Here is a 25378-nt window from a genome sequence, read left to right as displayed (position 1 = left end):
ATAAAGGAGTGGTTAATGAATTCAAGCGAATGCACACTAGCAGTCCTCGATTAAATACTTAATGAGTTTAAAACAAAATTGCAAGCGCTTCCTTTTTATTCGAAATATTTCAAAACGACTCCCGGCTAACCTCGGAGTCGTTTTTTTATTATAGTAAATAAAAGCCTATACCGATGATAAAATAAGCTGCTAGAAGGGTGCCACCCTCAAACCAATTAGACTCACCATCGTTGGAGATAACAACCATTAGAAAAACAGCTGATACCATCGTGATTAATTCTGGTACTGTAAATACGAGCGGCATCGCTACAGGGAAAAGTAGCGAGATAAGGACAAGAATGGGCGCGACAAACATAGCAATTTGTAAAGTAGAACCAACGGCAATCTCTACGGCAATATCCATTTTATTTTTCGCAGCCATAATAATCGCTGAAGCGTGTTCTGCGGCATTCCCTACAATTGCAACGATAATGACGCCGATAAACAATTCCGACCAACCAAATGTCTGTCCTACTTCCTCAAAGGTGTGAACAAGATTTTCAGAAATATAGGCTACAGCTAATGTAGCAAGGGCTAATACTAAAATGGATTTTCCTTTGCTCCATTCTGGTTCTTCCTCCACTTTCTTCTTTCCGTCTTCATCCCCTTTATTATACACACCTCTATGTGTAACTAATTTAAAGAATAATGCGGCTAAGTATAAAGCCATCAGGATGATGCTTATTCCAATACTAAAGATCATCGTCTTTTCTTCATTCATTGACATTGAAAATATTTCAGGAATAACGAAAGCAACAATGACTGCAAAGATGAGTAAGCCTGCATTATGGCGTGCATCATGGATATTAAAGCTTTGCCTTTTAAACTTTATACCTCCAATAAAAAAGGAAAGGCCGGCTACTAATAATAAGTTACCTAATACACTTCCTGTTAATGATGCTAAAACAACACCAATTAATCCCTCTTTTAATGCAAAAATCGCAATGATTAATTCAACCGCATTGCCGAAGGTCGCATTTAACAATCCACCAATTCTAGGACCAGCAATAATACTCAAACTTTCTGTCGATCGCCCCATAAAACTAGCTAAGGCAATGATAGCAACACAATAAATAATGAACATCAATGTACTTGACCAATGTAGAAGACTTCCTATTACGGATAACGGTACGCCAATAAATACGAGTATAGCAAATACTTTATTCATCCCATCCTCCTCAAAAAATCGCTTTACATTTCTTAAGATAAACATTTTTAAGGATTGTTATGAAAAGATTAAGATTATTCTCTTGTCAATTTCTTCTTCCACATATAATATCTATTGTGGTAGAAGATTTATTATTTTCATTTATTGAGGTTATTTTATGGACAAAAAACTAAGAGTAAGGTTTTGGATTTTAGTATTCATTGTTGCGATATCAGGTTTTAGTCAAGGGATGCTATTACCGCTCATCGCTATCATTTTTGAAGGTGATGGTGTATCTTCAAGTTTAAATGGCTTAAATGCAGCAGGTTTATATATTGGTATTTTACTTATTTCACCTTTCATGGAATATCCCCTAAGAAAATATGGATATAAACCAGTCATTATTATCGGGGGACTTCTTGTAGCTACTTCCCTCTTATTATTTCCACTATGGAAGAGTTTTTGGTTTTGGTTTATTTTAAGGTTATTGATTGGAATTGGCGACCACGCCCTCCATTTTTCAACACAAACATGGATTACGTCATTTTCTCCTGAACGCAATCGAGGGAGAAATATTTCCATCTACGGATTATTCTTTGGGATTGGGTTTGCTGTTGGACCACTAATGACACCATTAGTTCATATAAGTGAATCTCTTCCATTTATTATTTCTTCCCTCTTTTGTTTTATTGCATGGGGGTTTGTGTTCTTTCTCGATAATGAGCAGCCACAGCAAACAATCGCTGTTCAATCACTAAAAGGGACTTTCCATCGTTTTTACGATGTATCTACTTATGCTTGGATTGCCTTTATTCCACCATTTAGTTACGGGTTCTTAGAATCGTCAATAAATGGGAGCTTCCCTGTTTATGCCGTGCGCATGGGAATAGAAGTCTCATCAGTTTCGTTATTGCTTACCTCATTTGCTGTCGGAGCAATTATTTTTCAATTGCCTTTAGGGATGTTAAGTGACCGCTATGGACGAAGAAATATTTTAATGATTATTTTATTCTGTGGTTTTATTCTTTTCTCTTCTGCTGCGGTATTTGAACAGAATGTCAACATTCTTATATTGCTACTATTTTTAGCAGGTATGGCTGTAGGAAGTACTTTTTCATTGGGAATTAGTTATATGACAGATTTAACTCCCACTCAGCTTTTACCTACCGGAAATCTTCTTTGTGGTGTTGCCTTTAGCTTAGGTAGTCTTATTGGACCCTACGCAGGCGGTTTATTTATTCAATATATACAATCACTAAGCTTTTTCGCCGTTATTAGTGGGATGATGCTCATTAATTTTACGATTATCGCTTATTTTGGTCGCCATAAGATGAGCAAGCAATCGTTTCACAGTTAAATTATGTTTAAAAAACGTCTAATATAGAGAATAACCCTTTTCAAAAGTTACAATATAATGTAAAATTAAAGCAATTAAATATTATCAATTCGGCACTTTTTCTGCTGTCACCTATATGGTGGCAGCTTTCGTCGTTTTTAAGGGTAATGATGTTGATTATTCTTCTCAATGAGAATGGAGGAAATGAAAATATGGAAGGAAATGTCCTAGTACAAAAACAATCGCAATCATCTAGTCAATTATTCGAAAAGTTACTACCACATATCGAGCTTATAGCCGCAATTACTTCAGGTGTTTTTATTCTTATCGGTTGGTTACTTAGTAAAGGAGGCTATGAAACAACTTCTATCACTATCTTTATCTTATCTTTTATTATCGGAGGGTTTGCGAAGGCAAAAGAAGGTATTGAAGAAACGATTGCTAATAAGGAATTAAACGTTGAAATGCTGATGATTTTTGCCGCAATCGGCTCCGCAATTATTGGCTATTGGATTGAAGGTGCCATTCTTATTTTTATCTTTGCAATGAGTGGCGCACTAGAAACTTATACAATGAATAAAAGTAAAAAAGAAATTTCTAGCCTTATGGATTTGCAACCTGAAGAAGCTTTATTAATTCATGAGGATGGTGAAGAAGTTGTTCACGTTTCTACACTCCAAATCGGAGATAAAATTCTAGTTAAACCAGGGGAACGCGTTCCCTCTGATGGAATCATTGTCTACGGACAAACAACTATAGATGAAGCAACGATTACTGGTGAATCGATTCCTGTAACAAAAGGGTTATCTGAAGAAGTGTATGCCGGCACCGTCAATATGAATGGAGCCATTAAAGTAGAAATCACTAAAAAAGCGGATGAAACTCTTTTTCAAAAAATCATTCAGCTGGTCCAATCAGCACAAAGTGAAAAGTCCCCTAGTCAGTTATTTATAGAGAATTTCGAAGGAAAATATGTAAAAATTGTACTACTGACCGTCGCACTCATGCTATTTCTCCCACACTTCTTACTTGGATGGAGTTGGAACGAAACATTTTACCGTGCCATGATTCTTCTAGTAGTCGCCTCACCTTGTGCACTTGTCGCCTCTATTATGCCGGCTACATTGTCTGCGATTTCAAATGGAGCAAGACAAGGAATTTTATTTAAAGGCGGGGTACATTTAGAGAACTTAGGCCATATTAAAGCCATTGCGTTTGATAAAACAGGTACTTTAACTAAAGGACGACCGGAAGTAACAGATTTTATTACTCTACACACTCAGCATCGTGATGATTATTTACGCATTGTTGGATCAATTGAAAACCATGCAAACCATCCACTTGCTACTGCCATCGTCACGTATACAAAAGAAGAACAGAGCTCTCCTCTAATAGAGCCCGAATCAATCGAAGATGTACCAGGATGGGGCATTAAAGCAGTGATTAACGGCGTCACTTGGAAAATTGGTAAACCATCATTTATTTTGAACAATAACGAACTTGCGCCAGAATTAAAAGAACAGCAAGAAACATTAGCATCGAATGGTAAAACGATCGTTTTATTTGAACGCGATCATGAGGTGTGTGGATTAATCGCATTAAAGGATCAGGTTCGTCAAGAAACGAAGGCTGCGGTTAAACAATTAAATGATCAAGGTATTTACACCATCATGTTAACAGGCGATAGCCAATCCACCGCTCAAGCCATTTCTGCTGAAGCTAATGTAGAAGACTTTATTGCAGAATGTTTGCCAGAAAAAAAAGTGGATCATGTTAAGGAATTAAGAAATCAGTATCAACAAGTAGCAATGGTTGGAGATGGAATTAACGATGCGCCTGCACTTGCGACTGCAAATGTTGGGATTGCCATGGGAGAAGGAACCGATGTTGCATTAGAAACAGCAGATATTGTTTTAATGAAAAACGATCTTCCTAAAATCGCTCATGCAATTGCCCTATCCAAACGCATGAACACCATTATTAAACAAAATATTGTTTTCTCTATATCAGTTATTATGCTGTTAATTTGCTCCAATTTTCTACAGATATTAGACCTTCCTTACGGTGTAATCGGTCACGAAGGTTCAACCATTTTAGTGATATTAAATAGCTTAAGGTTGTTGAAGAACTAAAAAAAGCAGCTATCCAAGTGTGTGAATGGATAGCTGCTTCTTTATTTAATGATAGCCGTTTTGCTTATTAGCCGAACTAGATGTTTTTTGTTTAGGTTTATTTTTACCTTTTTGTTTTGTGTTACCATCTTTATTTGCAGTCAATGTACTCACCCTCCTTAAGCTTAGGTTGTCCATTTATGCACCCTACAATCAGGTAACTTTTACTATGTGTTTTTCACTTTGCTGTATTTATTTAACAATGCGTTTATTTCTCCACCAATCATAATAATAATACCCGTTAAATAAAACCAAATCATTAATATAATGATTCCACCAATACTCCCATATGTCGCCGAGTAATTTCCAAAATTACTCACATAATAAGAAAACGCATAGGAAGATAGAATCCAGCCAATTGTAGCAAAAAGTGAACCTGGGATAACTGTCACATTGGTTAAACGCTTATTAGGAGCAAACCAGTACAATCCACTAAAGATAATAAAGATGATAAGCGGACTCGCCAGCCATCTAAGGGCATTCCATATGCTCAAAAATTGCTCAGTCAATCCAAATGCATCAAAGATAAATAGACCAATTTGTCTCCCAAACACAGGTAATAATAATGCTACTAAGAAAACAAAAACCATAGAAATAGTTAAAAGCATAGCAATACCTCTTGCAACAATAAATGATCGACTTTCAACGACATCATATGCCTTATTAAAAGCCCTCATGATGCCATTTATCGCGGCAGACGCGGACCACAATGTACCGATAATACCAATTGATAACAGAGCCCCATTTTTCGTTGTGACAGCACTCAAATTGTCTTCCAATAATGACATAATTTCTTTTGGTGCGAAATCTCTAACGATAGCAAATATATCCTCTTGAGTAATCGGTAAATAAGGTAGCAATGATATCAAAACAATTAATAATGGAAAAAGTGATAGAAGAAAGAAGTAGGCCAATTGTGCAGCTACGCCGAAAACATCATCCTTATCTATTTGCTCCCATAGTTCCTTTCCAAAAGTAGTGACTTGTTTCATCAGCGATCCCCCAAACCTTGTTAGTTATTCCTAACATTCCCTTCTAACGTCGCTTCTGAAACCTCTACTTCACTTTTAGGGTCATTTAAGGCTTCTCTTGTTTCAATTGCTTTTGTTTTAATATCCTCAATTGTGGTCGTTAAGAAAGCCACATCTTCGCCGATTTGCTGGGCGGCTGTTCTAACCTTTAAAGAGACACCTTTCACTTGTTGAACGGCTTCATCGGGATTTTTTATGTAATATTTTGCACTTTCTGTCGTTTCTCTGCATTTAGATTTTGCATTTTCTCTTGTATCACGGTCTAGCATCGTGAGCGCTCCGCCTGCTATCGCTCCAAGGACAACACCTTTCCAAAACAATGATTTTCCCATTTTCCTCACTCCTTTATTTTTTTAATCTACCTATACTTTATTTTCTTTTTTTCTCTAAAAACCCGCAAGCTTTACACCTATCAATGGTTGACTTTTCACTTTAACCATGGAAAGATTATACTACTGATATATTATGGGGGGAAATCAAGTGAATTTATCACAGAAATCAACTGAAAATGTCGATTTTATGATCGAAAAAATCAAGGAAAAACTAAAAGTATTAAATATTGGCGCCATTAAATCTTCTCATTTTGACGAAGAAATGTATGAAGAATTAAAAGATATTTACGATTTAGTGATGAAAAAAAATCATTTCAGTCCTAATGAAATGCAAGCAATCGCTGAAGAATTAGGAAACTTGCGCAAGAATAAATAAGTCCTTATTATAAGCAGCTGCAAATCATGCAGCTGCTTTTAGTTTTATTGCTCAGTTAAAATCGTGATACCATCTTTACCGACAGCAATGGTATGTTCATATTGAGCTGATAGACCACCATCAACTGTTCGCGCAGTCCAGCCATTTTGATCCATCTTCATATGGTGCATCCCAGTATTCACCATTGGTTCAATAGTAAAAACCATACCTTCTTTTATTCTTGGTCCTTTATGAGGGAGGCCAAAATGAGGAACATCCGGCTTTTCGTGGATGCTTGCCCCTATCCCATGACCAATAAATTCCCTTACTACCGAGAATCCTTTCTCTTCAACAAACTGTTGAATCGCATAACCAATATCTCCAATTCGATTGCCTATCTTCACCTGCTCAATTCCTTTATATAATGATTCCTTTGTGACATCTAATAGGGTAGATACCTTTTCATTCACTTCTCCAACGCCGTACGTCCAAGCTGAATCTGCAAGAGCACCATTATAATTGACCACCATATCAATCGTTACAATGTCGCCTGATTTTAATGGTTCCCTCCTCGGAAATCCGTGACAAATTTCATCATTAATGCTGGCACAGGTAGCATATTCATACCCGCGATAGCCCTTTTGCTCAGGTGTAGCCCCTATTTTCTTCAGATAGGCATCGACAAATTCTTCAATTTCCCATGTGGTTACACCCGGTTTAATTCTCATGGCAATCTCTTTATGACATTCAGCAAGTACCTTACCTGCTTCATGCATCTTTTCAATCTCTCTAGGTGATTTCAACACGATCAATAGCAAAACCTTCTTTCAGTCACTGTTATATTAAAAGTTATTATACTCTACTTATTAATATTAGCGCTGAATGAAAAGTTTTACAAAAATCATGCAACGTTTGCTTTTCAGAAATTATCCGAGTAATTTTAAAGACTCTCTTGTAAAGGCAGGAATATCATCAGGTGTACGGCTCGTCACAAGTTGATCCTGACAAACCACTACTTCTTTATCCTGAAGTTTAGCTCCTGCATACTCCATATCTACATGAATCGATTTATAGCCTGTTGCTCCTCTACCTTCTAATGTTTTAGCAGAAATTAATAATTGTGGTCCATGACAAATAGCAAAAACAGGTTTTTTCGCATCCATCATCTTTTTCGTAAATTGAACAAAACGATCATCTGCTCTTAACATATCAGGAGAAAATCCACCTGGAATAAAGAGAGCATCAAACTCATCTGCATTCACATCATCTATACCTTTATCAATTGTCACTTGATCATTACCTTGTTTCCCTTTTACGACTTTACCAGCCTCAGATTCAATTGTAATAATCTCATGTCCTGCTTCCTTATAACTTTTTGCTGGCTCTGTATACTCAGAGTCCTCAAACATATCGGTAATTAGACAAGCAATTTTTTTACTCATTTACTATCTCTCCTTTATGGTTTATATTGTTGGTTATATTATGTCCGTTCCCTGAAAGTCTTCCCTTAAAACATATATGTATGTTAATTAATATATCAAAGAAAACATGCTCTACAACTATACTTGATATTTATTTTCTGTTAAAATTCTTTTAGAACGGTAAGAATTCAATCTATTCAGTTTATACAGTCTCATTTATATCGGCAGCTCCGTAATGTAATGATTAAAAATTTTTTATTACAATTAAAAGACTAAGCGATTACAATTTACGGACATAAGCGGTTGGATTCTCTTTTTTTGATATGATACTGTTAACAACAAAGATAGATAGGGTGAACGTGATGATTGGTAATCGAGTCAAAGCATTAAGACAAGAGAAAAAAATGTCTTTATCAGAGCTTGCAGATCAAGCAGGAGTAGCAAAATCCTACTTAAGCTCATTGGAGAGAAATTTACAAACGAACCCTTCCATTCAATTCCTCGAAAAAATCGCAGCTGTACTCAATGTACCTGTTGATCACCTTATCCATGATCAAATTAATAAAGAAGAATTAGATACTGATTGGATAAATATAGTCAAAGAAGCGATGGAATCTGGGGTTTCAAAAGAAGAATTTCGGGAGTTTCTCGACTTTAATAAGTGGAAGACTAGAAATAAATAAGACAAGCTTACAAACGAATCTATAAAGATAAAAAGAGATATGAATGAAACCTCCGATAATCTTCGCGATTATCGGAGGTTTTTTTCTTTTTATATTTTTTTGTTCTATTTTAACCATAATCGTAAGCTCATTAATTCGGAGGCCTCGACGTCATGTTAATCCTCTTCTTTAGCTTGTAGAAAAATTCTCACCTCTTCTTTATTCAAACCTAATTGTTTTGCTTCTTCAATAAGGGCAAGCCATTCTTCATCTAGTGTTTCTATAACTAAAGACCTTTCCAAATTAAATCCCCCTTTAGACTTGAAGCATATTCTCAATTAGTCCTATTTTGCAATAAACCCCGCTTTATTTTCAGACTATTGTAGATATTTACATTTTACTACTTGTTCATTCTAAAATCTGCTAATTTTTTTCTTCATTTTCAATCAAAAAACGACAAGAGTATAATGAAACTTGTAGAATAGAGGAATAAATCGGAACTTTTAAGTTGAAAACTACCCATAAATGAAAAAACTGAACTTCAATTCCTCCCTTTAAAAGTTTGATTGATGTTCAGTTTCCTCTTTGATTTTTAAAATTAGATACTTTATATCTTGATTTATAATTGCATAGCAAGTTTTGCCCCAATTTCAGCATTATGCTTAACTAATGCAATATTGGCAGCCAAGCTTTTACCACCGGTTAATTCTTTAATCATAGATAAGAGAAATGGTGTGATCTCTTTCCCTGAGATACCTTCTTCTTCTGCGTGAACAAGAGCTTGATCAATCATCTCATTCATTTCCAATTCATTCATAGCATCCGCTTCTGGTATCGGATTAGCAATAACTAGCCCTCCATTTAAGCCTAGTCCCCACTTTACCTTCATCATTTCAACAATTTCTTTTATCTCATCCACACGAATAGTAACATTATACGGGCTCTTTCTCGTATAAAAAGCGGGTATCTTATCTGTACGGTAGCCGATGATTGGGACACCATATGTTTCTAAATATTCAGCTGTTAATTTAATATCGAGGATCGATTTAGCACCGGCACAAACGACAGCGACATTTGTCTTTGCTAATTCCTGCAAATCGGCTGATATATCCATTGTTTCACTTGCCCCTCTGTGCACACCTCCAATACCCCCTGTTACAAATACTTCAATCCCTGCTAGTTCTGCACAAATCATCGTGGCAGCAACAGTTGTCGCTCCATGTTTCTTCGCTGCAATGACATAGGGAAAATCTCTTCTGCTAACTTTCATAATTGAATCGTTCGTTGCAAGTAGTTCAAGTTCTGCGTCTGATAGCCCAATTTTAATTCTACCTTCTATAATAGCAATGGTTGCTGGGATTGCCCCATTCTGCCTGATAATCATTTCAACTTCTTTGGCTGTTTGCACATTTTGAGGGTAAGGCATACCGTGAGAGATGATTGTTGATTCGAGTGCGACAATTGGTTTTAACTGTTTTTTTGCTTCGATCACCTCATCAGAGTAATCTAACCAATCTTTTCTCATTTGTAACAACTCCTCTAAAAATATTCTTGAAAGGCATGTTGTAGTTTCTTTTGGCTTAATTGTGGATGAACCGTTTCCTTACTTGTAAGCGTTACACTTGCACAGATTATTCCTATTTTACAAGCATCTTCTATATGCATGCCTTTATGATGTGCATAAATAATTCCTGATGCTAAGGCATCTCCAGCACCTGTTACATCAACGACCTGAACAAAAGGGGGCATAATAGCTCCTGCCTCTCCATCTTGTGTGGCGAAAACAAGGCCCTTTTCCCCTCTCGTTATTATCACTCTTTCTACACCCTTTGCTAAAATGATTTCACATGCTTTAAAGTAATCTCCTTCACTTGTAAGTTTTACTCCAGAAAGCAAACTTGCCTCATCTTTATTGGCAATAAGAAAACTCACACCTAATAGTTGAGCAGGGAGTCTTTTTATTTTCGCTGTAGATACTGTCGTAATACATAATGGTGTGTTGAATTGTTTACATTTTTCTATTACTCTTGTCAATATAACACTTGGGAAATTTGTATCTAGAACAACCATTTTAGCCGAAGTAAAATACCCCCATCGTGATTCGATTATCTCCATATCGAGGATATCGTTAATTCCCATATCAGATAATGCTATTCTCATTTCTCCCTTTTTATCCAACACTGCTGTATAAGTTCCTGTTCGGCAAGTAGGTATAATAATCGATGGTGTTGTATCTACTAGTGGCTTTAGGCGATCAAACAACCATGTACCTTCGTGATCTTCACCGATAACAGATAATAAAGAAACGGACATTTCAAGTCTAGCCAAATTCTCCGCGATATTCCTTGCTACCCCTCCTCCTGATTGTTCAGTTTTCGCAGGATTCGATGTCCCTTCATCTAAGCTGTCCACAGCTTGCAATTTTCTATCAATATTGGCAGCGCCCACACATAAAATAGATGGTTGCTTTGGTAAAATATAAGCCCTACCTAATATATAGCCATTTTTTGTAAGAGAGGAAATATAGCCTGCAACGGTAGAACGAGAAATGCTTAAGCTGTCTGCTAGCTCAGACTGTGAAATATAAGGATTATCTTTTATGGAATTTAAAATTTGCTGCTCTTTTTCATTCAATGGCTCCCCCTCCTTAAAACATTTGTCTATATTATAAACAATAGTTTGATATTTCTGCAAATTCTAATTATATTCATGGGGTTTTACATAAAAAAACAGATAAACTCTTTCGAAGTTTATCTGTTGGTTGTCAATTCTCTCGGAAGTATTAAAATTTCTACTCTACGATTTCTTTCTCTTCCCGTAACCGTATCATTCGATTCTTTAGGTTTATATTCACCAAAACCTTTGGCGCTAAACCATTCAGGATTAAGTTCTGGATTATGTAAAAGGACTTTCATGAAATTGACAGCTCTCATTACACTGAGTTCCCAGTTTGACTCAAAATTAGCATTCCGTATCGGTACATTATCTGTATGTCCGCTAATAATAATATTTCTTGGAGGATTCATCACAAGTAGTTCAGAGATTTCTTCTGCTGTTTGTATATCTCTAGCTCTTACTTCTGCACTACCTGAAGAGAATAATACATTATCTCGAATCGTCACAAGCAGTCCTTCAGTTGTAAGCTCCGTTTCAAACTTATCAGTAATATCATTACTGATAATATAGTGATCAACTTTGGCTTTTAATTTTTTAAGTTCCTCAGTATCTTGTTCCTCATCAGAAAGACCAGACAGTTGACTAGCTGACACACTTTCTTTTTTTTGAGGGGCCATACTTCCTTCTGGCATTGGGCTAGGAAAATCAATTACACCATTACCTCCAGAAAAAACCTCATTAAACGCTGTGGACATTTTTTGAAACTTTTGAACATCGATTGCACTAGAAGCAAATAAGACGATAAATAAAGCAACTAATAATGTAAGTAAATCCGCATAAGGCAGTAACCAGGATTCATCAACATGCTCATCTTCGTGACTCTTCTTCTTCCTTCTAGTCATGATTCTATGCTTCCTTCTTCTATAAATTCTTTTCTTTCTTTTCCTGGTAAATAGGAAGATAGTTTTTGCTCAATTACACGTGGAGATTCTCCCTCCAAAATAGATAAAATCCCCTCTATCATCATCCTCTTATGTTTAGCTTCTATTTTAGATTTCCTCTTTAACTTATTTGCAAATGGATGCCACAATACATATCCCGTAAAGATACCTAACATCGTAGCCACAAATGCAGCACTTATTGCTTCACCTAATGCGTTAATATCGCTCATATTTCCTAATGCCGCAATTAATCCAATTACTGCACCTAATACACCTAGTGAGGGGGCATATGTTCCTGCTTGAGAAAATATTTGCGCTGCCGATTGATGGCGCTCTTCCATTGCATCAATTTCTTCATTTAATACGTCTCTAATATAATCGGCACTCTGTCCATCCACTGCAAGTGATAAACCATTCTTCAAAAAGGGATCATTGATTTCATTTATTCTTACTTCTAATGATAACAACCCCTCTTTACGTGCAAGCTGAGCCCAATCAGCAAATTGGCTAATGATTTGAGACATCGGTAATGTCTCTCTTTCTTTGAATATTACGCCCATTATTTTAGGTATTCTTTTCACTTCAGAGACTGGAAAAGCGATTAAAACAGACGCTACTGTCCCAACGATAATAATCATAACGGCAGCCGGATTTACTAATACACCCAGTCCTACTCCTTTTAGAAACATACCTAACACAACTGCAATAATTCCTAATATGACACCTATCCAAGTTGTTTTATCCATCCTTATCACACCTACTTCAAAAAATACTTACTTCAAAACTTTTTACTCATTACTTTTTTATCAGATACTGGTTTCTTTGTTTTATTTCGACATATTTCTATGTAATTGAAGCATCTTAATAAGGTCTTTTATCCTATTTGTCTTTTTGTGTTTATATACATAAAAAAACCACACAAAAATGAATGAATAGCATCATTTTGTATGGTTATTTAAAAAGCTTGTTTTCGATTTTCTGTTCATAATTTTTGAAAATTTGTGTGTTTGTTGCCACTTTTCTTTCTGATAACAAAGATTGGAATTTTAACCTCTTTTCATTCAGCTCTTTTTTTAGTTCTCCTTCTTTCTCTTCATTCTCACAACTTGCAATTAATTGTTCAATTGTTAGCATCTCTTTCCTAAGATCGATTTCTTTTGTTGTATATCCTGCATTTTTCATTATTTTATAAGACATTCTTAGAGATTCTGGTACCCCACTTAGTTCATCTTTCGGTAATGGCTTACCATGCCCTTTTAAATGAGCAAACTCTCCCTGTCTTTGCGCTTGTTTGATTTTCTCTTCTGCTAAAATTGAGAATAAATCCATTAAATGAACACCTCACCTTCATCTTATTATACTCCATGCAGTTACATATCCCTAACGAATGAAGGGAAATATAAAATAGAAAGGAGCGATTCACTATGTCAAGAGGTAAACATTTTAATCATAAGAACAAACAGCATCCAGGTGCGTTTAATGAACAATATCAAAAAGAAAAATCAACTGAAGCGCAAGAAGACGAGGAGTTTTTAGTCGTTCAAGAAGCCTTTAAAAATCGCATTGAACAAAGTGAAAACCGTTAATATTTTTATTAGGCTGTAACCTTAGGGATTACAGCCTTTTTAATAAAAAAAGTTAATGATAAGCTTTACTTTTAATCCACTCCGTGCACTTTTCGATATCGTTAGAAAAAATACGATCCTGGTTAATTGTTGGTACAATGGTTCGCCCTTGTTCATATAGTGAGCGGGTATGATTAGCCATTTTATCTATTCCCTTAAATTCAGCCGCTTGCATAGCACAAATCAATTCAATTGCGATCACTTTATTTACATTTTTTATGATTTGATAGGCATGCCTTGCACCAATTGTTCCCATACTTACATGATCCTCTTGATTAGCAGAAGAAGGAATAGAATCAACACTAGCAGGATGAGCAAGTGTTTTGTTCTCTGACACGAGTGAAGCTGCACAATATTGCATAATCATGGCACCTGATTGCAGCCCCGGTTCTGGGCTAAGAAAAGCGGGCAATTGATTGAGTTGTGGATTAACTAACCTTTCTATTCTTCTTTCAGATATATTCGCTAACTCAGCAACGGCAATTTTCAAAAAATCCATAGCTAACGCAATGGGTTGACCATGAAAATTCCCGCCTGAAATTACTTTTTCTCCATCATCAAAGATTAAAGGGTTATCTGTTGCAGCATTCATTTCAATTTCGAGCTTTTCTTTCACATAGTTAAGTGCTTGCCAAGTAGCCCCGTGCACTTGCGGAATACATCTTATAGAGTAGGCATCCTGGACCCTCATTTCTCCTTGAACAGTAGTTAACTTACTACCACTTAAGTATGACCTCATTCGTTTTGCTGTTGCGATTTGTTCAGGATAACCACGAGCTTCATGTACTTGATGATCAAATGCATCGATTATCCCATTTAATGCTTCTACCGATATAGCTGCAATCTTTTCGCTTTCAAAAGCTAAGTTTTCTGCTTCAATATAGGCGATAACTCCTTGAGCGGTCATAGCTTGCGTACCGTTAATCAACGCAAGACCTTCTTTTGCTTCTAAAGTCAGCGAAGTAAGATCACATGCCTGTAGTACTTCTGCGCTCTTTTGTTTTTGTCCATTGAAAAAGACTTCACCTTCACCAACTAGTGTAAGTGCTAAATGGGATAGTGGTGCTAAATCACCACTTGCACCTAAGGATCCTTGCTGAGGAACGACGGGATGAATTCGTTGATTAAGGTAAGTAAGTAGTCTATTAATTAATGCAAGACGAACCCCTGAATGCCCTTTTATGAGCGCATTAGCCCTTAACAATAACATTGCCCGCGAGACCTCCTCTGAGAACGCCTCACCCACTCCACATGCATGAGAGCGTATTAAATGGATCTGCAACTCCTCTACATGTTTGCGATCAATATGAACATCACTAAACTTACCGAAACCAGTCGTAATCCCATATACCGTTTTTCCTTCCGCAACGATTCTCTTTACAGCCATATGACTTCTTTCTACATTTTCTATACTCTTACGGGCAATTTTAACTTCTTCCCCATGAAAGACAACCGCTTTCACTTGCTCTATTGTCAGATGTTCCCCTGTTAATTCAATCATCTTATTACCTCCTTATCACATTAGCAAAATAAAGAAAAGACCCGAGTATCACCGAAATGATACTTGGGTCTTTTTATTAAAAAAAATACATTTTTATTTACGCTCATGATACGTCACCTATTTAATCTGTCTTATATCTATATTATAAAGCGGTACTTATTCATGTCAATTGATTTTTACCATATTCTACCTGATTACCATGTTAGCCAAATAAAGCAATAGAGCAACCCATATAAATTCATTCCATTTTCCGCTATAATAATTAACGACCCTTTAGTTTAGGAGATTGTTTTTTTTGGAAGGGAGAAAATATGAAATCATTAGTATTAGCCGAAAAACCAAGTGTCGGCAGAGAAATAGCCAGAGTATTAGGATGCAATCAGTCGCATAAAAACTATATAGAAGGCAAGCATTATATTGTTACTTGGGCGCTTGGTCACTTAATAGAACTCAAGATGCCCGAACATTACGATAGCAAATACAAACAATGGAAACTAGAAGACCTGCCAATTATTCCTGATAAGATGGGCATCAAGGTAATGAAGCAAACAAGTCATCAATTTAAAACGGTCGAGCATCTTTCCAAGCGAAATGATGTAGGAGACTTTATTATCGCAACTGATGCTGGGCGTGAAGGTGAGTTAGTTGCTAGATGGATTTTAGAGAAGATTAAATGGAAAAAGCCAATCCACCGCCTCTGGATCTCATCTGTCACCGATCGAGCAATACAACAAGGATTTAAAAACCTTAAACCAGGGAAAGACTTTTTAAATTTATATGATTCTGCTGTTTGCAGAGCTGAAGCAGATTGGCTCATTGGATTAAATATTTCACGTGCATTAACAACGAAGTATCAAGAACCTCTTTCTGCTGGTAGAGTGCAAACTCCAACGCTTTCCCTTATTATGGATCGTGAGAAGCAAATCCAGAAATTCACCCCACAGGATTATTGGATGATTCATGCAAAAGTAGGCGTATTAGAAACAGAATGGGAAAACAATGGTGAGAAACGAATTTTTCATAGTGATCAAGCTGAAACGATTAAAAAACAAACAACAAAAGCCAAAGCAACAGTGCAATCGATTACTCGGAAAGAAAGAAGTGAAGCACAACCACTTCCATATGATTTAACTGAGCTACAACGTGATGCCAATAAAAAATTCGGCTTCTCAGCTAAAAAAACATCATCTGTACTGCAAAAATTGTACGAACAACATAAAATCGTAACGTATCCACGTACAGACTCTCGTTATTTAACAAGCGATATGGAAAGTACAATGATGGAAAGATTAGAGGCAATTGCTGGTGCTTATAGTACAGAAGTAAAACCTTTGCTTGCGAAAAAGGGTAAGGTACTTGCCAAAAAGGTATTTAATAATAGTAAAGTGACGGATCATCATGCTATCATACCAACAGAACAAAGAGTACATCTCAGTGATTTATCAACAGATGAGAAAAAATTATTTGATATCATTGCTAAGCGATTCCTTGCTTTATTTTATCCGCCATATCAATATGAGAGTATACTATTAAAGTTAGATATAGCTGGTGAAACGTTCGTAGCTAAAGAAACCCATATCATTGACTTAGGGTTTAAAACGCTCCATTCATCTACGAATGAACAAAATTCAAAGACTGCGTTGAATCAGTTACAACAAGGGAAACAGCTGCAAGTTCATACAGTCGAGACGGTAAAAAAATTAACAGAGCCCCCTGCTCGCTTAAGTGAAGCCGATCTGTTACAAGGGATGGAGAAATTCGGTTTAGGTACACCTGCAACGCGTGCCGAAATTATCGAAAGGCTTATCTCATCAGAAGTAGTGGAAAGACAAAACGGGCGCTTTCATTCCACCCAAAAAGGAAAGCAGTTAATGGATCTTGTAAATGATGAATTAACATCCCCAGCATTAACAGCTAAATGGGAAAAAGAACTTGAAGCAATCGCACATGGAAAAGCAAAACGTGATGACTTTCTAAAGAAAATTAGACAACAAACGAAGCAAATTGTATCCGAAGTAAAGAAAAGTGATAAGTCTTACCGCGCCCATAACTTAACCGGATCGAAATGTCCTGAATGCGGCTCTTTCTTAAAAGAACGGAATACGAAAGATGGAAAAATCCTCGTTTGTTCGAGTCTTGATTGTAACTTCAGAAAAAGAAAAGATCCAAAGCTTTCTAATCGTCGTTGTCCTCAATGTCATAAAAAGATGGAAGTTCACAACGGGAAAGCCGGCACCTACTTCCAATGTCGCAAATGTAATGTGGTTGAAAAAGCGGCAGATAAGAAACAAAAAGTCAATAAACGTGAAGAAAGAAAGCTTGTTCAGAAATACTCTGCTAAAAATGATCAATTCGGTACGAGCCTTGGTGACTTGTTAAAACAAGCAATGGAAGATAAAGAGTAAACATAACACTGTCAATCCAGTAAGAATCTTGCTGTTTTGGCAGTTTTTTTGTTATATCATGAGCAACTTCTTGCATATGTTTTACCATGTAAACCGTGTAGTTCTTCCCTCTATTTTGTCATGAAGATAAAAAGTTTCTTTTTTCCTATAGAAAAGTTACAATAAGTAAGAAGTTTTTGACAAAGGGAGTGTACATAGTATGAGTACTTTTGAAGAAAAGCTCGACAAATATGCAGAATTAGCAGTTAGAGTGGGTGTCAATATTCAAAAAGGTCAATCATTAGTCATCAATACTTCTATTGATTCTGCCCAATTGGTTCGAAAAATTGTAAAAAATGCTTATGAAGCTGGTGCTGATCAAGTTATTGTGAACTGGAATGATGATATTGTTTCTCGTACAAAGTATGAATTAGCACCGATTGATTCCTTTAAAGAGTATCCGAAATGGCGTGCGCGTGAAACGGAAGAATTAGCTGAAAACGGAGCAGCTTTTATTGCGATTGTCTCTTCTAGCCCTGACTTACTGAAAGGAATTGACCCTGAGAAAATCAGCACATTCCAAAAAGCATCAGGTCAAGCATTAGCAAAATATCGTAAAGCTGTGCAAACAGATAAAGTAAGCTGGACAGTAATATCCGCACCTTCTCAAGCTTGGGCGAATATGGTGTTCCCTGACGCAAAAGAAGAGGAACGAGTCAACTTACTCTGGGATGCTATCTTTAAAGCAACACGAACTGATTTAGATGATCCTATCCAAGCATGGAAAGATCATGATCAAATATTACACGAAAAAGTAGAATACTTAAACGAAAAACGTTATAAAAAATTACATTACACCGCACCAGGAACAGATTTGACGATTGAATTACCAGAAAAACATTTATGGATTGGTGCTGGAAGCGTCAATGAAAACGGTCATGAATTCATGGCAAACATGCCAACAGAGGAAGTGTTCACAGTGCCACATAAATATGGTGTAAATGGCACTGTCGCAAGCACAAAACCACTTAGTTATGGTGGTAACATTATTGACCGCTTCTCCATTACTTTTAAAGATGGAAGAATAGTTGATTATAAAGCTGAGGAAGGCGAAGCAATTTTAAAACAACTAGTTGAGACAGATGAGGGCTCTCATTATCTGGGTGAAGTCGCGCTTGTACCATTTCAATCACCAATTTCTCAATCAAACCTTCTTTTCTATAACACATTATTTGATGAAAATGCATCGAATCACCTCGCTATCGGCAGCGCCTACGCCTTCTGTGTAGAAGGTGGCAAAAAAATGAATAGTGAAGAGCTAGAAACAAACGGATTAAACGAAAGTATCACCCATGTAGACTTTATGGTCGGTTCCTCTGAAATGGATATTGACGGTATCCTTGAAGATGGTACAACAGAGCCTGTATTCCGTAAAGGGGATTGGGCATTTTAACAATGAATGACCAAATATTACGTAAGCACTAGACTAGAATAAATATGTTAAGCCTCTTATAGACCTAAACTCTATCGTTTAGGTCTACTTTTCGTGTTTTTTTGTGAATACATTATCTTTTGTGAACGTGTAAGCACGCCCCCTGAGCATTCTGTTTTTTGTGAATCATACTTTATTGTTATTCCTACTACTCTAAGTAATATTGCTATTTGAGGAACAGATTATTGCGGAGCGCTCATGCTCTGGTTTCTCTCTGAGTGACTTGCTGATCCCTTTTGCAAAGCGCTCACTCTCTGCTTTCTTGCTGAGTGACCTGCTAACTCCTTTTGCAAAGCGCTCACTCTCTGCTTTCTTGCTGAGTGACCTGCTAACTCCTTTTGCAAAGCGCTCACTCTCTAGTTTCTCTCTGAGTGACTTGCAAACTCCTTTTGCAAAGCGCTCAGTTCTTGTTTTCTTGCTGAGTGACCTGCTAACTCCTTTTGCGAAGCCCTCTCTCTCTGCTTTCTCTCTGAGTGACTTGCTGATCCCTTTTGCAAAGCGCTCACTCTCTGCTTTCTCTCTGAGTGACTTGCTAACTCCTTTTGCAAAGCGCTCACTCTCTGCTTTCTTGCTGAGTGACCTGCTAACTCCTTTTGCAAAGCGCTCACTCTCTGCTTTCTCTCTGAGTGACTTGCTGATCTCTTTTGCAAAGCGCTCAGTTCTTGTTTTCTTGCTGAGTGACTTGCTAACTCCTTTTGCAAAGCGTTCACTCTCTGCTTTCTCTCTGAGTGACTTGCTAACTCCTTTTGCGTGGCGCTCAGTTCTTGTTTTCTTGCTGAGTGACCTGCAAATTCCTTTTACGCAGCGCTCACTCTCTGCTTTCTCTCTGAGTGATTTGCTAATCCCTTTTGCAAAGCGCTCAGTTCTTGTTTTCTTGCTGAGTGACCTGCAAACTCCTTTTGCGAAGCGCTCACTCTCTGCTTTCTTGCTGAGTGATCTGCAAACTCCTTTTGCAAAGCGCTCACTCTCTAGTTTCTCTCTGAGTGATTTGCTGATCCCTTTTGCAAAGCGCTCAGTTCTGTTTTTCTTGCTGAGCGAATTGCCATGCGAGAATCCTTTGAATTTAGGCAGCACAAATAGGCTGCTACTATCTTGTTTTTAAAAATTTCGCAGCCTACCTATGATCAAAATCTAATGTTTTATTGCTTGCTTAATGAGATTTGCTTGATCTCTCCTGATTCATTCGTATAGGTTTTAAGAACATATTTATCTGCAAGAAATTCAGAATAGATTAAACCGTTCTCCTCTTCTTGTTTAACTGGATCTCCTAATAACTTCTTGAGATCTGCTAATGAAGATTGTAATCTTTCCCCTGGGATGGCAACAGTAGATACAGCCCCATCTTCTCTGTTATAGTAGTAGATTGTTTCTGGATACATTAAATACTGTTGACCATGAAGTATTCCCTCTTGAATGTAATAAGGATTAGATTTTTTTATGTCTTCTATGTTCGTACCAATTGGATAAGGGCCACCCATAGGTATACCCATTTTCGCTCTTTCAATCACTTCTTTAGTCAATTCGATATTTTCATAAGGATAAAACACTTCTTCCGTCTCGCTCCAAATATCCATCCAAGACTGATCTAATAAAGTTTGATAAGCACCAGAATCTTCAGTTACCGTTGCTTCATCATAAAGGGAAAGGACTAATGGATCTTTTTGTAATTCCCAGCTGCGAAAAATCGATTCATTTTGATTAACTGGATAGGCTGATTGAAGGATATTTTGACTTAAGGATTTAAGTTTTCTATCTGTTAAGTTAAGCAATTCTCCGCCTTCAATCGGTACCTCTCTCAATATCCCTTGGTCCATTGAAATAACACGAAGTGACGATACTTCCTCACTCTTTTCAAGCGATAATATAATAAGCGTTTGTTTATTTGTATTCAGTGAATAGATATTATTCTTATTGAATTTCTCATAGGCAAGCTCTTGGCTATATGCCAGTTTACCATTCTCTTCAGCAACAAAAAATGAATATTGATTGCTATCATCTTGATTTGAGGAAATATATACTTCATAACTTTTATCCCCATCCACCATTGTTGTTTCGTAAATGGCATTTTCTTTAAGGACCGCCACCTGTTGTTTTTCTACTTCATCTGCTTCATGAGCAACAGTTGAACTTGGTTCCATTTCTTGTTTATTCACCTTTGACTCATTCATGCAACCAGACATGAGCGTAGTTAACATTAATATATATAAATATTTCTTCATTTAAATCTCCCTATCAACAAAAATCACTTGGCCCTTGCCAAGTGCTTAATATTCTAAGTAAAGTCCTTTTTTATGAAAGACTAGTTGTCAATTTTATTTTTAAGCTATCATACATTTCTTTATTGACATTCTAAATTGTAACAAATCTGAAACAATACTACAAACAGAATAAATAATCGTAAAGTAAACTTAATGTCCTGAATTCTCCCGTTTACTATGTTTAAATATTTATATACAATGTTTCTTAAAGAATTCAACATAAGAACTACTTTTTGATTTGGAGGGATTTTTTACTATGTTACAAGAATTTAAGAAATTTGCTATGAAAGGGAATGTGTTAGACCTGGCAATCGGGGTCATTATTGGGGCAGCATTTGGAAAAATTGTTACTTCTCTAGTGAATGATCTGATTATGCCTATTCTTGGAATTTTTATCGGTGGAGTCGATTTCACAAAACTCTCTTATTCCCCTCCATTTGGGGAATCTGTTATACTATATGGACAATTTATTCAAACCGTTTTCGACTTTTTGATTGTCGCTTTTTCCATATTTCTTTTTGTCCAATTTATGAACAAAAGAATTAGGAAAAAAGAAGAAGAAGAGACTACGCCTGAACCGCCAGAAAAAGATGCAAAAGAAGAATTACTAATCGAAATTCGTGACTTGTTGCAAAGACAAGAGCAGAACTCACTTGATATAAGCAAAAAACAAAATCATGAGTCCTAAATAAAAATATGAAAGAACAAATGATAGACATCTCATCATATCATTTGTTCTTTTTCCTATTTCCCACATAAATGCTCCTGCATCTAAACACACAGGTAATCTTATATAGAAAGAAGTGGTCCAATGCCATCATCTATTCAAAAACAATATTTTCGTCGTGTTATTATTATTTTTATGATTTCTCTTGCTATTGCCACTATTGGGGTCTTTCTTGGTACAGTTGTTCCAAGTCAGTATTTTCTTCCGATCAAGATAATTGAAGTAATTATGTTAATCATCGCTTTTTTTCTTAGACGAAAAAAGGGGATTTCCTACTTTTTCTTATTCTTATTTACCTTTATATCTGGCTTGTCTATTTATCCCATTCTATATCAATATGTGTCTTCAATAGGTATGCAAACGATACTAATGACGCTCATAGCAACAACTATCATTTTTATTTTTATTGCGAGCTATGCCACTATTACAAATAAAGATTTTAGTTTTTTAGGCGGTATATTATCAATTGCCTTACTTGCCTTTATCATCATGGCTATCATACGAATCTTTTGGCCATTAGATGACACTTCACTACTCATTTATTCATTTATAGGTGTCCTTATATTCAGTGGCTATATTCTATATGACTTTAATCGTTTGAAAAGATACGGTATTAAAAAAAGTCAAATCCCAACTTACACTTTGAATTTGTATTTAGATTTTATTAATCTCTTCCTAAACTTACTTAGACTAATTGGTTTACTGAAAGATAGAAAATAACAAGTAACATGATAAAAATGACAGAATACTTCTGTCGTTTTTTTTATGCCCAAAAATGAATAAATCTGGATAATCGGAACACTTTATAAACATAATACGAAAAAAGGAGGTTTTTTACGAATGGCAGAACAACACTCTGAAAAGAAAATGTCAAGAAGGCGCTTTATTAGAAACTCTGGTTACGTAGCAGGTGGACTTGTCGGTGGAGGAATCATCGGTGGGCTCATTGGTGCCAATATGAATGATGAGCAAGAAGGTACAAATACACAAGGGGAACATCAAGGAACCAGCTTTCTACAAGCACCTCTTTATTTTACAAACCCTGAAATGTTTGCCGTTTTAGTCGCTGCTTCTGAAAGAATTTTCCCAAGCGATGATAACGGTCCAGGAGCTGATGAATTAGGCGTTGCCTATTATATAGATCACTCGCTCGCTGGTTCTTGGGGGAACAATGCTCGTGAATATATGCAAGGGCCTTTCTTTCCAGGATCTAACTTCCAAGGTTATCAATCCCCTCTTAAGAGACATGAAGTATTTGATACAGGAATAAAGGCATTGCAAAAAGTGGCCAATGACAAACACGATAAGAATTTCCCTGACTTGGAAGGCGAACAACAAGATGCTATCTTAACTTCCTTCCAAAATGATGAGGTTGAGCTCAAAGGAGTAACATCCAAAACCTTTTTTAATATTCTCAGAGCAGCCACGATTGAAGGCGTATATGCTGACCCTGCATATGGAGGAAATATTAATATGGAAGGCTGGAAAATGAAAAACTATCCTGGGCATCAAATGAGTTATTACGACAAAATTGAATCAGATGAATTTATGGAAATTGAACCACAAGCCCTACATTCTTATACAAAATAAGTGGATTGAACAGGAGGAAATACAATGGCTGAAAAATTACCTAAAACCGATGTCGTCATCGTCGGTATGGGCTGGGCTGGTAGCATTATTGCTGCCGAGCTTGGTAAGGAAGGATTAAAGGTTGTTGGATTAGAACGAGGTAAAGAAAGAGGCTTGAAAGATTATTATGTCGTACACGATGAGCTTCGTTATGCTATTCGTTATGAATTAATGCAAGATTTATCAAAGGAAAGTTTGACTTTCCGTAATAATCAAAAGGAAAGAGCCCTTCCAATGCGTCAACTTGGTTCTTTCCTATTAGGTGAAGGTTCTGGTGGTTCTGGTGTTCACTGGAACGGCCAATCCTTCCGTTTTTTGCCTTATGATTTTGAAATTCGATCAAAAACAATTGAAAAATATGGTGAAAGTAAAATCAAAGGATTACAAATTCAGGATTGGGGCATTACATACGACGAATTGGAACCATATTTTGATAAATATGAGAAGGTCGCTGGTATTAGTGGTGAAGAAGCTCATTTTGGACCGGAACGTTCCAATCCATATCCGACACCACCGATGAAAGAGACACCATTAACCAAACGGTTTAAAGATGCAACAAACTCATTAGGTATGCATCCATACCATATGCCTTCAGCTAATTTAAGTGAACCATATGAGAACATGTACGGTGCAAAGATTGCTAACTGTCAATATTGTGCATTTTGCGAACGCTTTGGTTGTGAATACGGTGCAAAGGCAGATCCAACTGTTGCCGTCATTCCTTATGCTAAGGAAACAGGCAATGTAGATATACGCAATTTTGCTAATGTAACTGAAATCATCCATGAAGGTGGAAAAGCAACCGGTGTGAAATTCGTAGATGTATTAACGAAAGAAGAATTCATTCAACCGGCTGATACAGTCGTGCTTACGAGCTATGTCATGAATAATACGAAACTACTTCTCCATTCAAAAATAGGCAAAGCCTATAACCCAGAAAACGGGACTGGTGTGATTGGTAAAAACTATTGTTATCAGATTCTCCCTGGCTCTACAGGCTTTTTTGAAGAAGAACGCTTTAACACTTTTATGGGGGCAGGAGCATTAGGTGCAACAATTGATGATTATAATGGTGATAACTTTGATCACTCAGATCTAAACTTTATCCATGGCGGCTCTATCTCCATTAATCAATCAGGTAAACGACCGATTGGCTCAAATACCGTTCCATCTGGTACACCAAACTGGGGAGCTGAGTTTAAGGCACAATCCATTAAGTATTTTACAAGATCACTCAATATTGGAACACAAGGTGCTTCCATGCCTGTACAACATAATTTTATGGACCTTGATCCGACGTACAAAGACGCTTATGGTCTACCATTGCTTCGTTTAACTTATGACTTTACAGAACAAGATAAAGAGCTTTATAACTATATCGGCAAAATTGCAGATCAAATTATGCTTGAAATGGGCGCAGATAAAGTAAATGAACGTTCGAATCTTGAAAGTTATGATATTGTGCCATATCAAACAACCCATAATACAGGTGGTGTCATTATGGGCGCTGAACCGGAAACATCTGCTGTTAATAATTTTCTGCAAATGTGGGATGCTGAGAATGTATTTGTTGTAGGTGCCTCTGCTTTTGCGCATAATGGGGGCTATAACCCAACGGCAACTGTTGGTGCACTCGCATTCAGAGCAGCAGAAGGTATCCTCAAATATAGCAAAGAAGGTGGCATGCTCGCCTAATTAGTAGGAAAGGGGT

Annotated in this window: 25 protein-coding genes; 11 read left to right on the top strand and 14 right to left on the bottom strand. The window is 36.7% G+C overall.

The window, feature by feature from the left end; genetic code table 11:
* Positions 1-148 precede the first annotated feature (148 nt).
* Positions 149-1207, bottom strand: coding sequence for a calcium/proton exchanger (gene cax, locus LCM23_RS02710; RefSeq protein ID WP_224935469.1), 1059 nt, complete (start codon positions 1205-1207; stop codon positions 149-151).
* 157 nt (positions 1208-1364) lie between these two features.
* Here cax and LCM23_RS02705 point away from each other — a divergent pair, with 157 nt between their 5' ends.
* Both LCM23_RS02705 and LCM23_RS02700 read left to right on the top strand, forming a co-directional pair.
* Positions 1365-2543, top strand: a complete 1179-nt coding sequence (locus LCM23_RS02705; protein WP_224935467.1) for an MFS transporter — start codon at positions 1365-1367, stop codon at positions 2541-2543.
* A gap of 191 nt (positions 2544-2734) precedes the next feature.
* Complete coding sequence (locus LCM23_RS02700; protein WP_224935464.1) at positions 2735-4654, top strand: heavy metal translocating P-type ATPase; 1920 nt, start codon at positions 2735-2737, stop codon at positions 4652-4654.
* 206 nt (positions 4655-4860) lie between these two features.
* Here the strand turns inward: LCM23_RS02700 and LCM23_RS02695 are convergent, their stop codons facing one another.
* Together LCM23_RS02695 and LCM23_RS02690 are read right to left on the bottom strand one after the other, a co-directional pair.
* Positions 4861-5685 carry a YihY/virulence factor BrkB family protein gene (locus LCM23_RS02695; RefSeq protein WP_095370079.1) on the bottom strand — a complete coding sequence of 275 codons (825 nt, stop codon included), beginning with the start codon at positions 5683-5685 and terminating at the stop codon, positions 4861-4863.
* A gap of 20 nt (positions 5686-5705) precedes the next feature.
* Positions 5706-6056, bottom strand: coding sequence for a YtxH domain-containing protein (locus tag LCM23_RS02690; protein WP_224935461.1), 351 nt, complete (start codon positions 6054-6056; stop codon positions 5706-5708).
* A gap of 148 nt (positions 6057-6204) precedes the next feature.
* Between LCM23_RS02690 and LCM23_RS02685 the strand changes: the two genes are divergently transcribed.
* A complete protein-coding gene (locus LCM23_RS02685) occupies positions 6205-6432 on the top strand; it encodes a DUF1128 domain-containing protein (RefSeq protein WP_191815858.1) in 228 nt (75 codons plus the stop codon).
* A 44-nt stretch (positions 6433-6476) separates the two neighbouring features.
* Here the strand turns inward: LCM23_RS02685 and map are convergent, their stop codons facing one another.
* Together map and LCM23_RS02675 are read right to left on the bottom strand one after the other, a co-directional pair.
* Entirely contained in the window at positions 6477-7223 is a 747-nt protein-coding gene (gene map, locus LCM23_RS02680) for a type I methionyl aminopeptidase (protein WP_224935458.1), read from the bottom strand.
* Between the two features lie 114 nt (positions 7224-7337).
* Positions 7338-7853, bottom strand: a complete 516-nt coding sequence (locus tag LCM23_RS02675; protein WP_224935455.1) for a type 1 glutamine amidotransferase domain-containing protein — start codon at positions 7851-7853, stop codon at positions 7338-7340.
* A gap of 341 nt (positions 7854-8194) precedes the next feature.
* On the opposite strand from LCM23_RS02675, the gene LCM23_RS02670 reads away from it, so the two are divergent.
* Positions 8195-8515 carry a helix-turn-helix domain-containing protein gene (locus LCM23_RS02670; protein ID WP_095370084.1) on the top strand — a complete coding sequence of 107 codons (321 nt, stop codon included), beginning with the start codon at positions 8195-8197 and terminating at the stop codon, positions 8513-8515.
* A 155-nt stretch (positions 8516-8670) separates the two neighbouring features.
* Here the strand turns inward: LCM23_RS02670 and sinI are convergent, their stop codons facing one another.
* The 6 genes from sinI to LCM23_RS02640 form a co-directional block, all read right to left on the bottom strand.
* A complete protein-coding gene (gene sinI, locus LCM23_RS02665; protein WP_224935452.1) occupies positions 8671-8796 on the bottom strand; it encodes a DNA-binding anti-repressor SinI in 126 nt (41 codons plus the stop codon).
* Between the two features lie 317 nt (positions 8797-9113).
* Positions 9114-10019 carry a pseudouridine-5'-phosphate glycosidase gene (locus LCM23_RS02660; protein WP_224935449.1) on the bottom strand — a complete coding sequence of 302 codons (906 nt, stop codon included), beginning with the start codon at positions 10017-10019 and terminating at the stop codon, positions 9114-9116.
* Between the two features lie 14 nt (positions 10020-10033).
* Positions 10034-11128 carry a carbohydrate kinase gene (locus LCM23_RS02655; protein WP_224935446.1) on the bottom strand — a complete coding sequence of 365 codons (1095 nt, stop codon included), beginning with the start codon at positions 11126-11128 and terminating at the stop codon, positions 10034-10036.
* 116 nt (positions 11129-11244) lie between these two features.
* Positions 11245-12012, bottom strand: a complete 768-nt coding sequence (gene motB / locus LCM23_RS02650) for a flagellar motor protein MotB (protein WP_224935443.1) — start codon at positions 12010-12012, stop codon at positions 11245-11247.
* Positions 12009-12797: a flagellar motor stator protein MotA gene (motA, locus tag LCM23_RS02645; RefSeq protein ID WP_224935439.1), complete on the bottom strand. Its 789-nt coding sequence runs from the start codon at positions 12795-12797 to the stop codon at positions 12009-12011. Before motA ends, motB begins: the two co-directional genes overlap by 4 nt.
* A gap of 205 nt (positions 12798-13002) precedes the next feature.
* Positions 13003-13380 (bottom strand): DnaJ family domain-containing protein, encoded by a 378-nt coding sequence (locus LCM23_RS02640; RefSeq protein ID WP_224935437.1) that lies wholly within the window; start codon positions 13378-13380, stop codon positions 13003-13005.
* 95 nt (positions 13381-13475) lie between these two features.
* On the opposite strand from LCM23_RS02640, the gene LCM23_RS02635 reads away from it, so the two are divergent.
* Entirely contained in the window at positions 13476-13637 is a 162-nt protein-coding gene (locus LCM23_RS02635; RefSeq protein ID WP_224935434.1) for a hypothetical protein, read from the top strand.
* A gap of 52 nt (positions 13638-13689) precedes the next feature.
* Here the strand turns inward: LCM23_RS02635 and hutH are convergent, their stop codons facing one another.
* Entirely contained in the window at positions 13690-15177 is a 1488-nt protein-coding gene (gene hutH / locus LCM23_RS02630) for a histidine ammonia-lyase (protein ID WP_224935432.1), read from the bottom strand.
* 311 nt (positions 15178-15488) lie between these two features.
* On the opposite strand from hutH, the gene LCM23_RS02625 reads away from it, so the two are divergent.
* Both LCM23_RS02625 and LCM23_RS02620 read left to right on the top strand, forming a co-directional pair.
* The gene (locus LCM23_RS02625; protein ID WP_224935430.1) at positions 15489-17582 is read left to right on the top strand and encodes a DNA topoisomerase III; all 2094 of its coding nucleotides are present in this window, start codon (positions 15489-15491) and stop codon (positions 17580-17582) included.
* 199 nt (positions 17583-17781) lie between these two features.
* The gene (locus LCM23_RS02620; protein ID WP_224935426.1) at positions 17782-19014 is read left to right on the top strand and encodes an aminopeptidase; all 1233 of its coding nucleotides are present in this window, start codon (positions 17782-17784) and stop codon (positions 19012-19014) included.
* A 192-nt stretch (positions 19015-19206) separates the two neighbouring features.
* On the opposite strand, the gene LCM23_RS02615 is transcribed toward LCM23_RS02620, so the two are convergent.
* Both LCM23_RS02615 and LCM23_RS02610 read right to left on the bottom strand, forming a co-directional pair.
* On the bottom strand, positions 19207-20127 hold the full coding sequence (locus LCM23_RS02615) for a hypothetical protein (RefSeq protein ID WP_224935423.1): 921 nt from the start codon (positions 20125-20127) through the stop codon (positions 19207-19209).
* A 65-nt stretch (positions 20128-20192) separates the two neighbouring features.
* A complete protein-coding gene (locus LCM23_RS02610) occupies positions 20193-21272 on the bottom strand; it encodes a hypothetical protein (protein WP_224935421.1) in 1080 nt (359 codons plus the stop codon).
* A 295-nt stretch (positions 21273-21567) separates the two neighbouring features.
* Here LCM23_RS02610 and mscL point away from each other — a divergent pair, with 295 nt between their 5' ends.
* From mscL to LCM23_RS02590, 4 genes are all read left to right on the top strand, one after another.
* Complete coding sequence (mscL, locus tag LCM23_RS02605; protein ID WP_224935419.1) at positions 21568-21999, top strand: large conductance mechanosensitive channel protein MscL; 432 nt, start codon at positions 21568-21570, stop codon at positions 21997-21999.
* Positions 22000-22122: 123 nt separating this feature from the next.
* Entirely contained in the window at positions 22123-22758 is a 636-nt protein-coding gene (locus LCM23_RS02600; RefSeq protein ID WP_224935416.1) for a Bax inhibitor-1/YccA family protein, read from the top strand.
* A gap of 120 nt (positions 22759-22878) precedes the next feature.
* Entirely contained in the window at positions 22879-23628 is a 750-nt protein-coding gene (locus tag LCM23_RS02595; protein WP_224935411.1) for a gluconate 2-dehydrogenase subunit 3 family protein, read from the top strand.
* Positions 23629-23652: 24 nt separating this feature from the next.
* Positions 23653-25362 carry a GMC family oxidoreductase gene (locus LCM23_RS02590; RefSeq protein WP_224935408.1) on the top strand — a complete coding sequence of 570 codons (1710 nt, stop codon included), beginning with the start codon at positions 23653-23655 and terminating at the stop codon, positions 25360-25362.
* The last annotated feature ends 16 nt before the right edge of the window (positions 25363-25378 follow it).

It is taken from the genome of Cytobacillus kochii (assembly GCF_020171845.1).
In the GTDB taxonomy this organism is placed as follows: Bacteria; Bacillota; Bacilli; order Bacillales; family Cytobacillaceae; genus Cytobacillus; species Cytobacillus kochii.
This window is presented reverse-complemented; position numbering and strand designations above follow the sequence as displayed.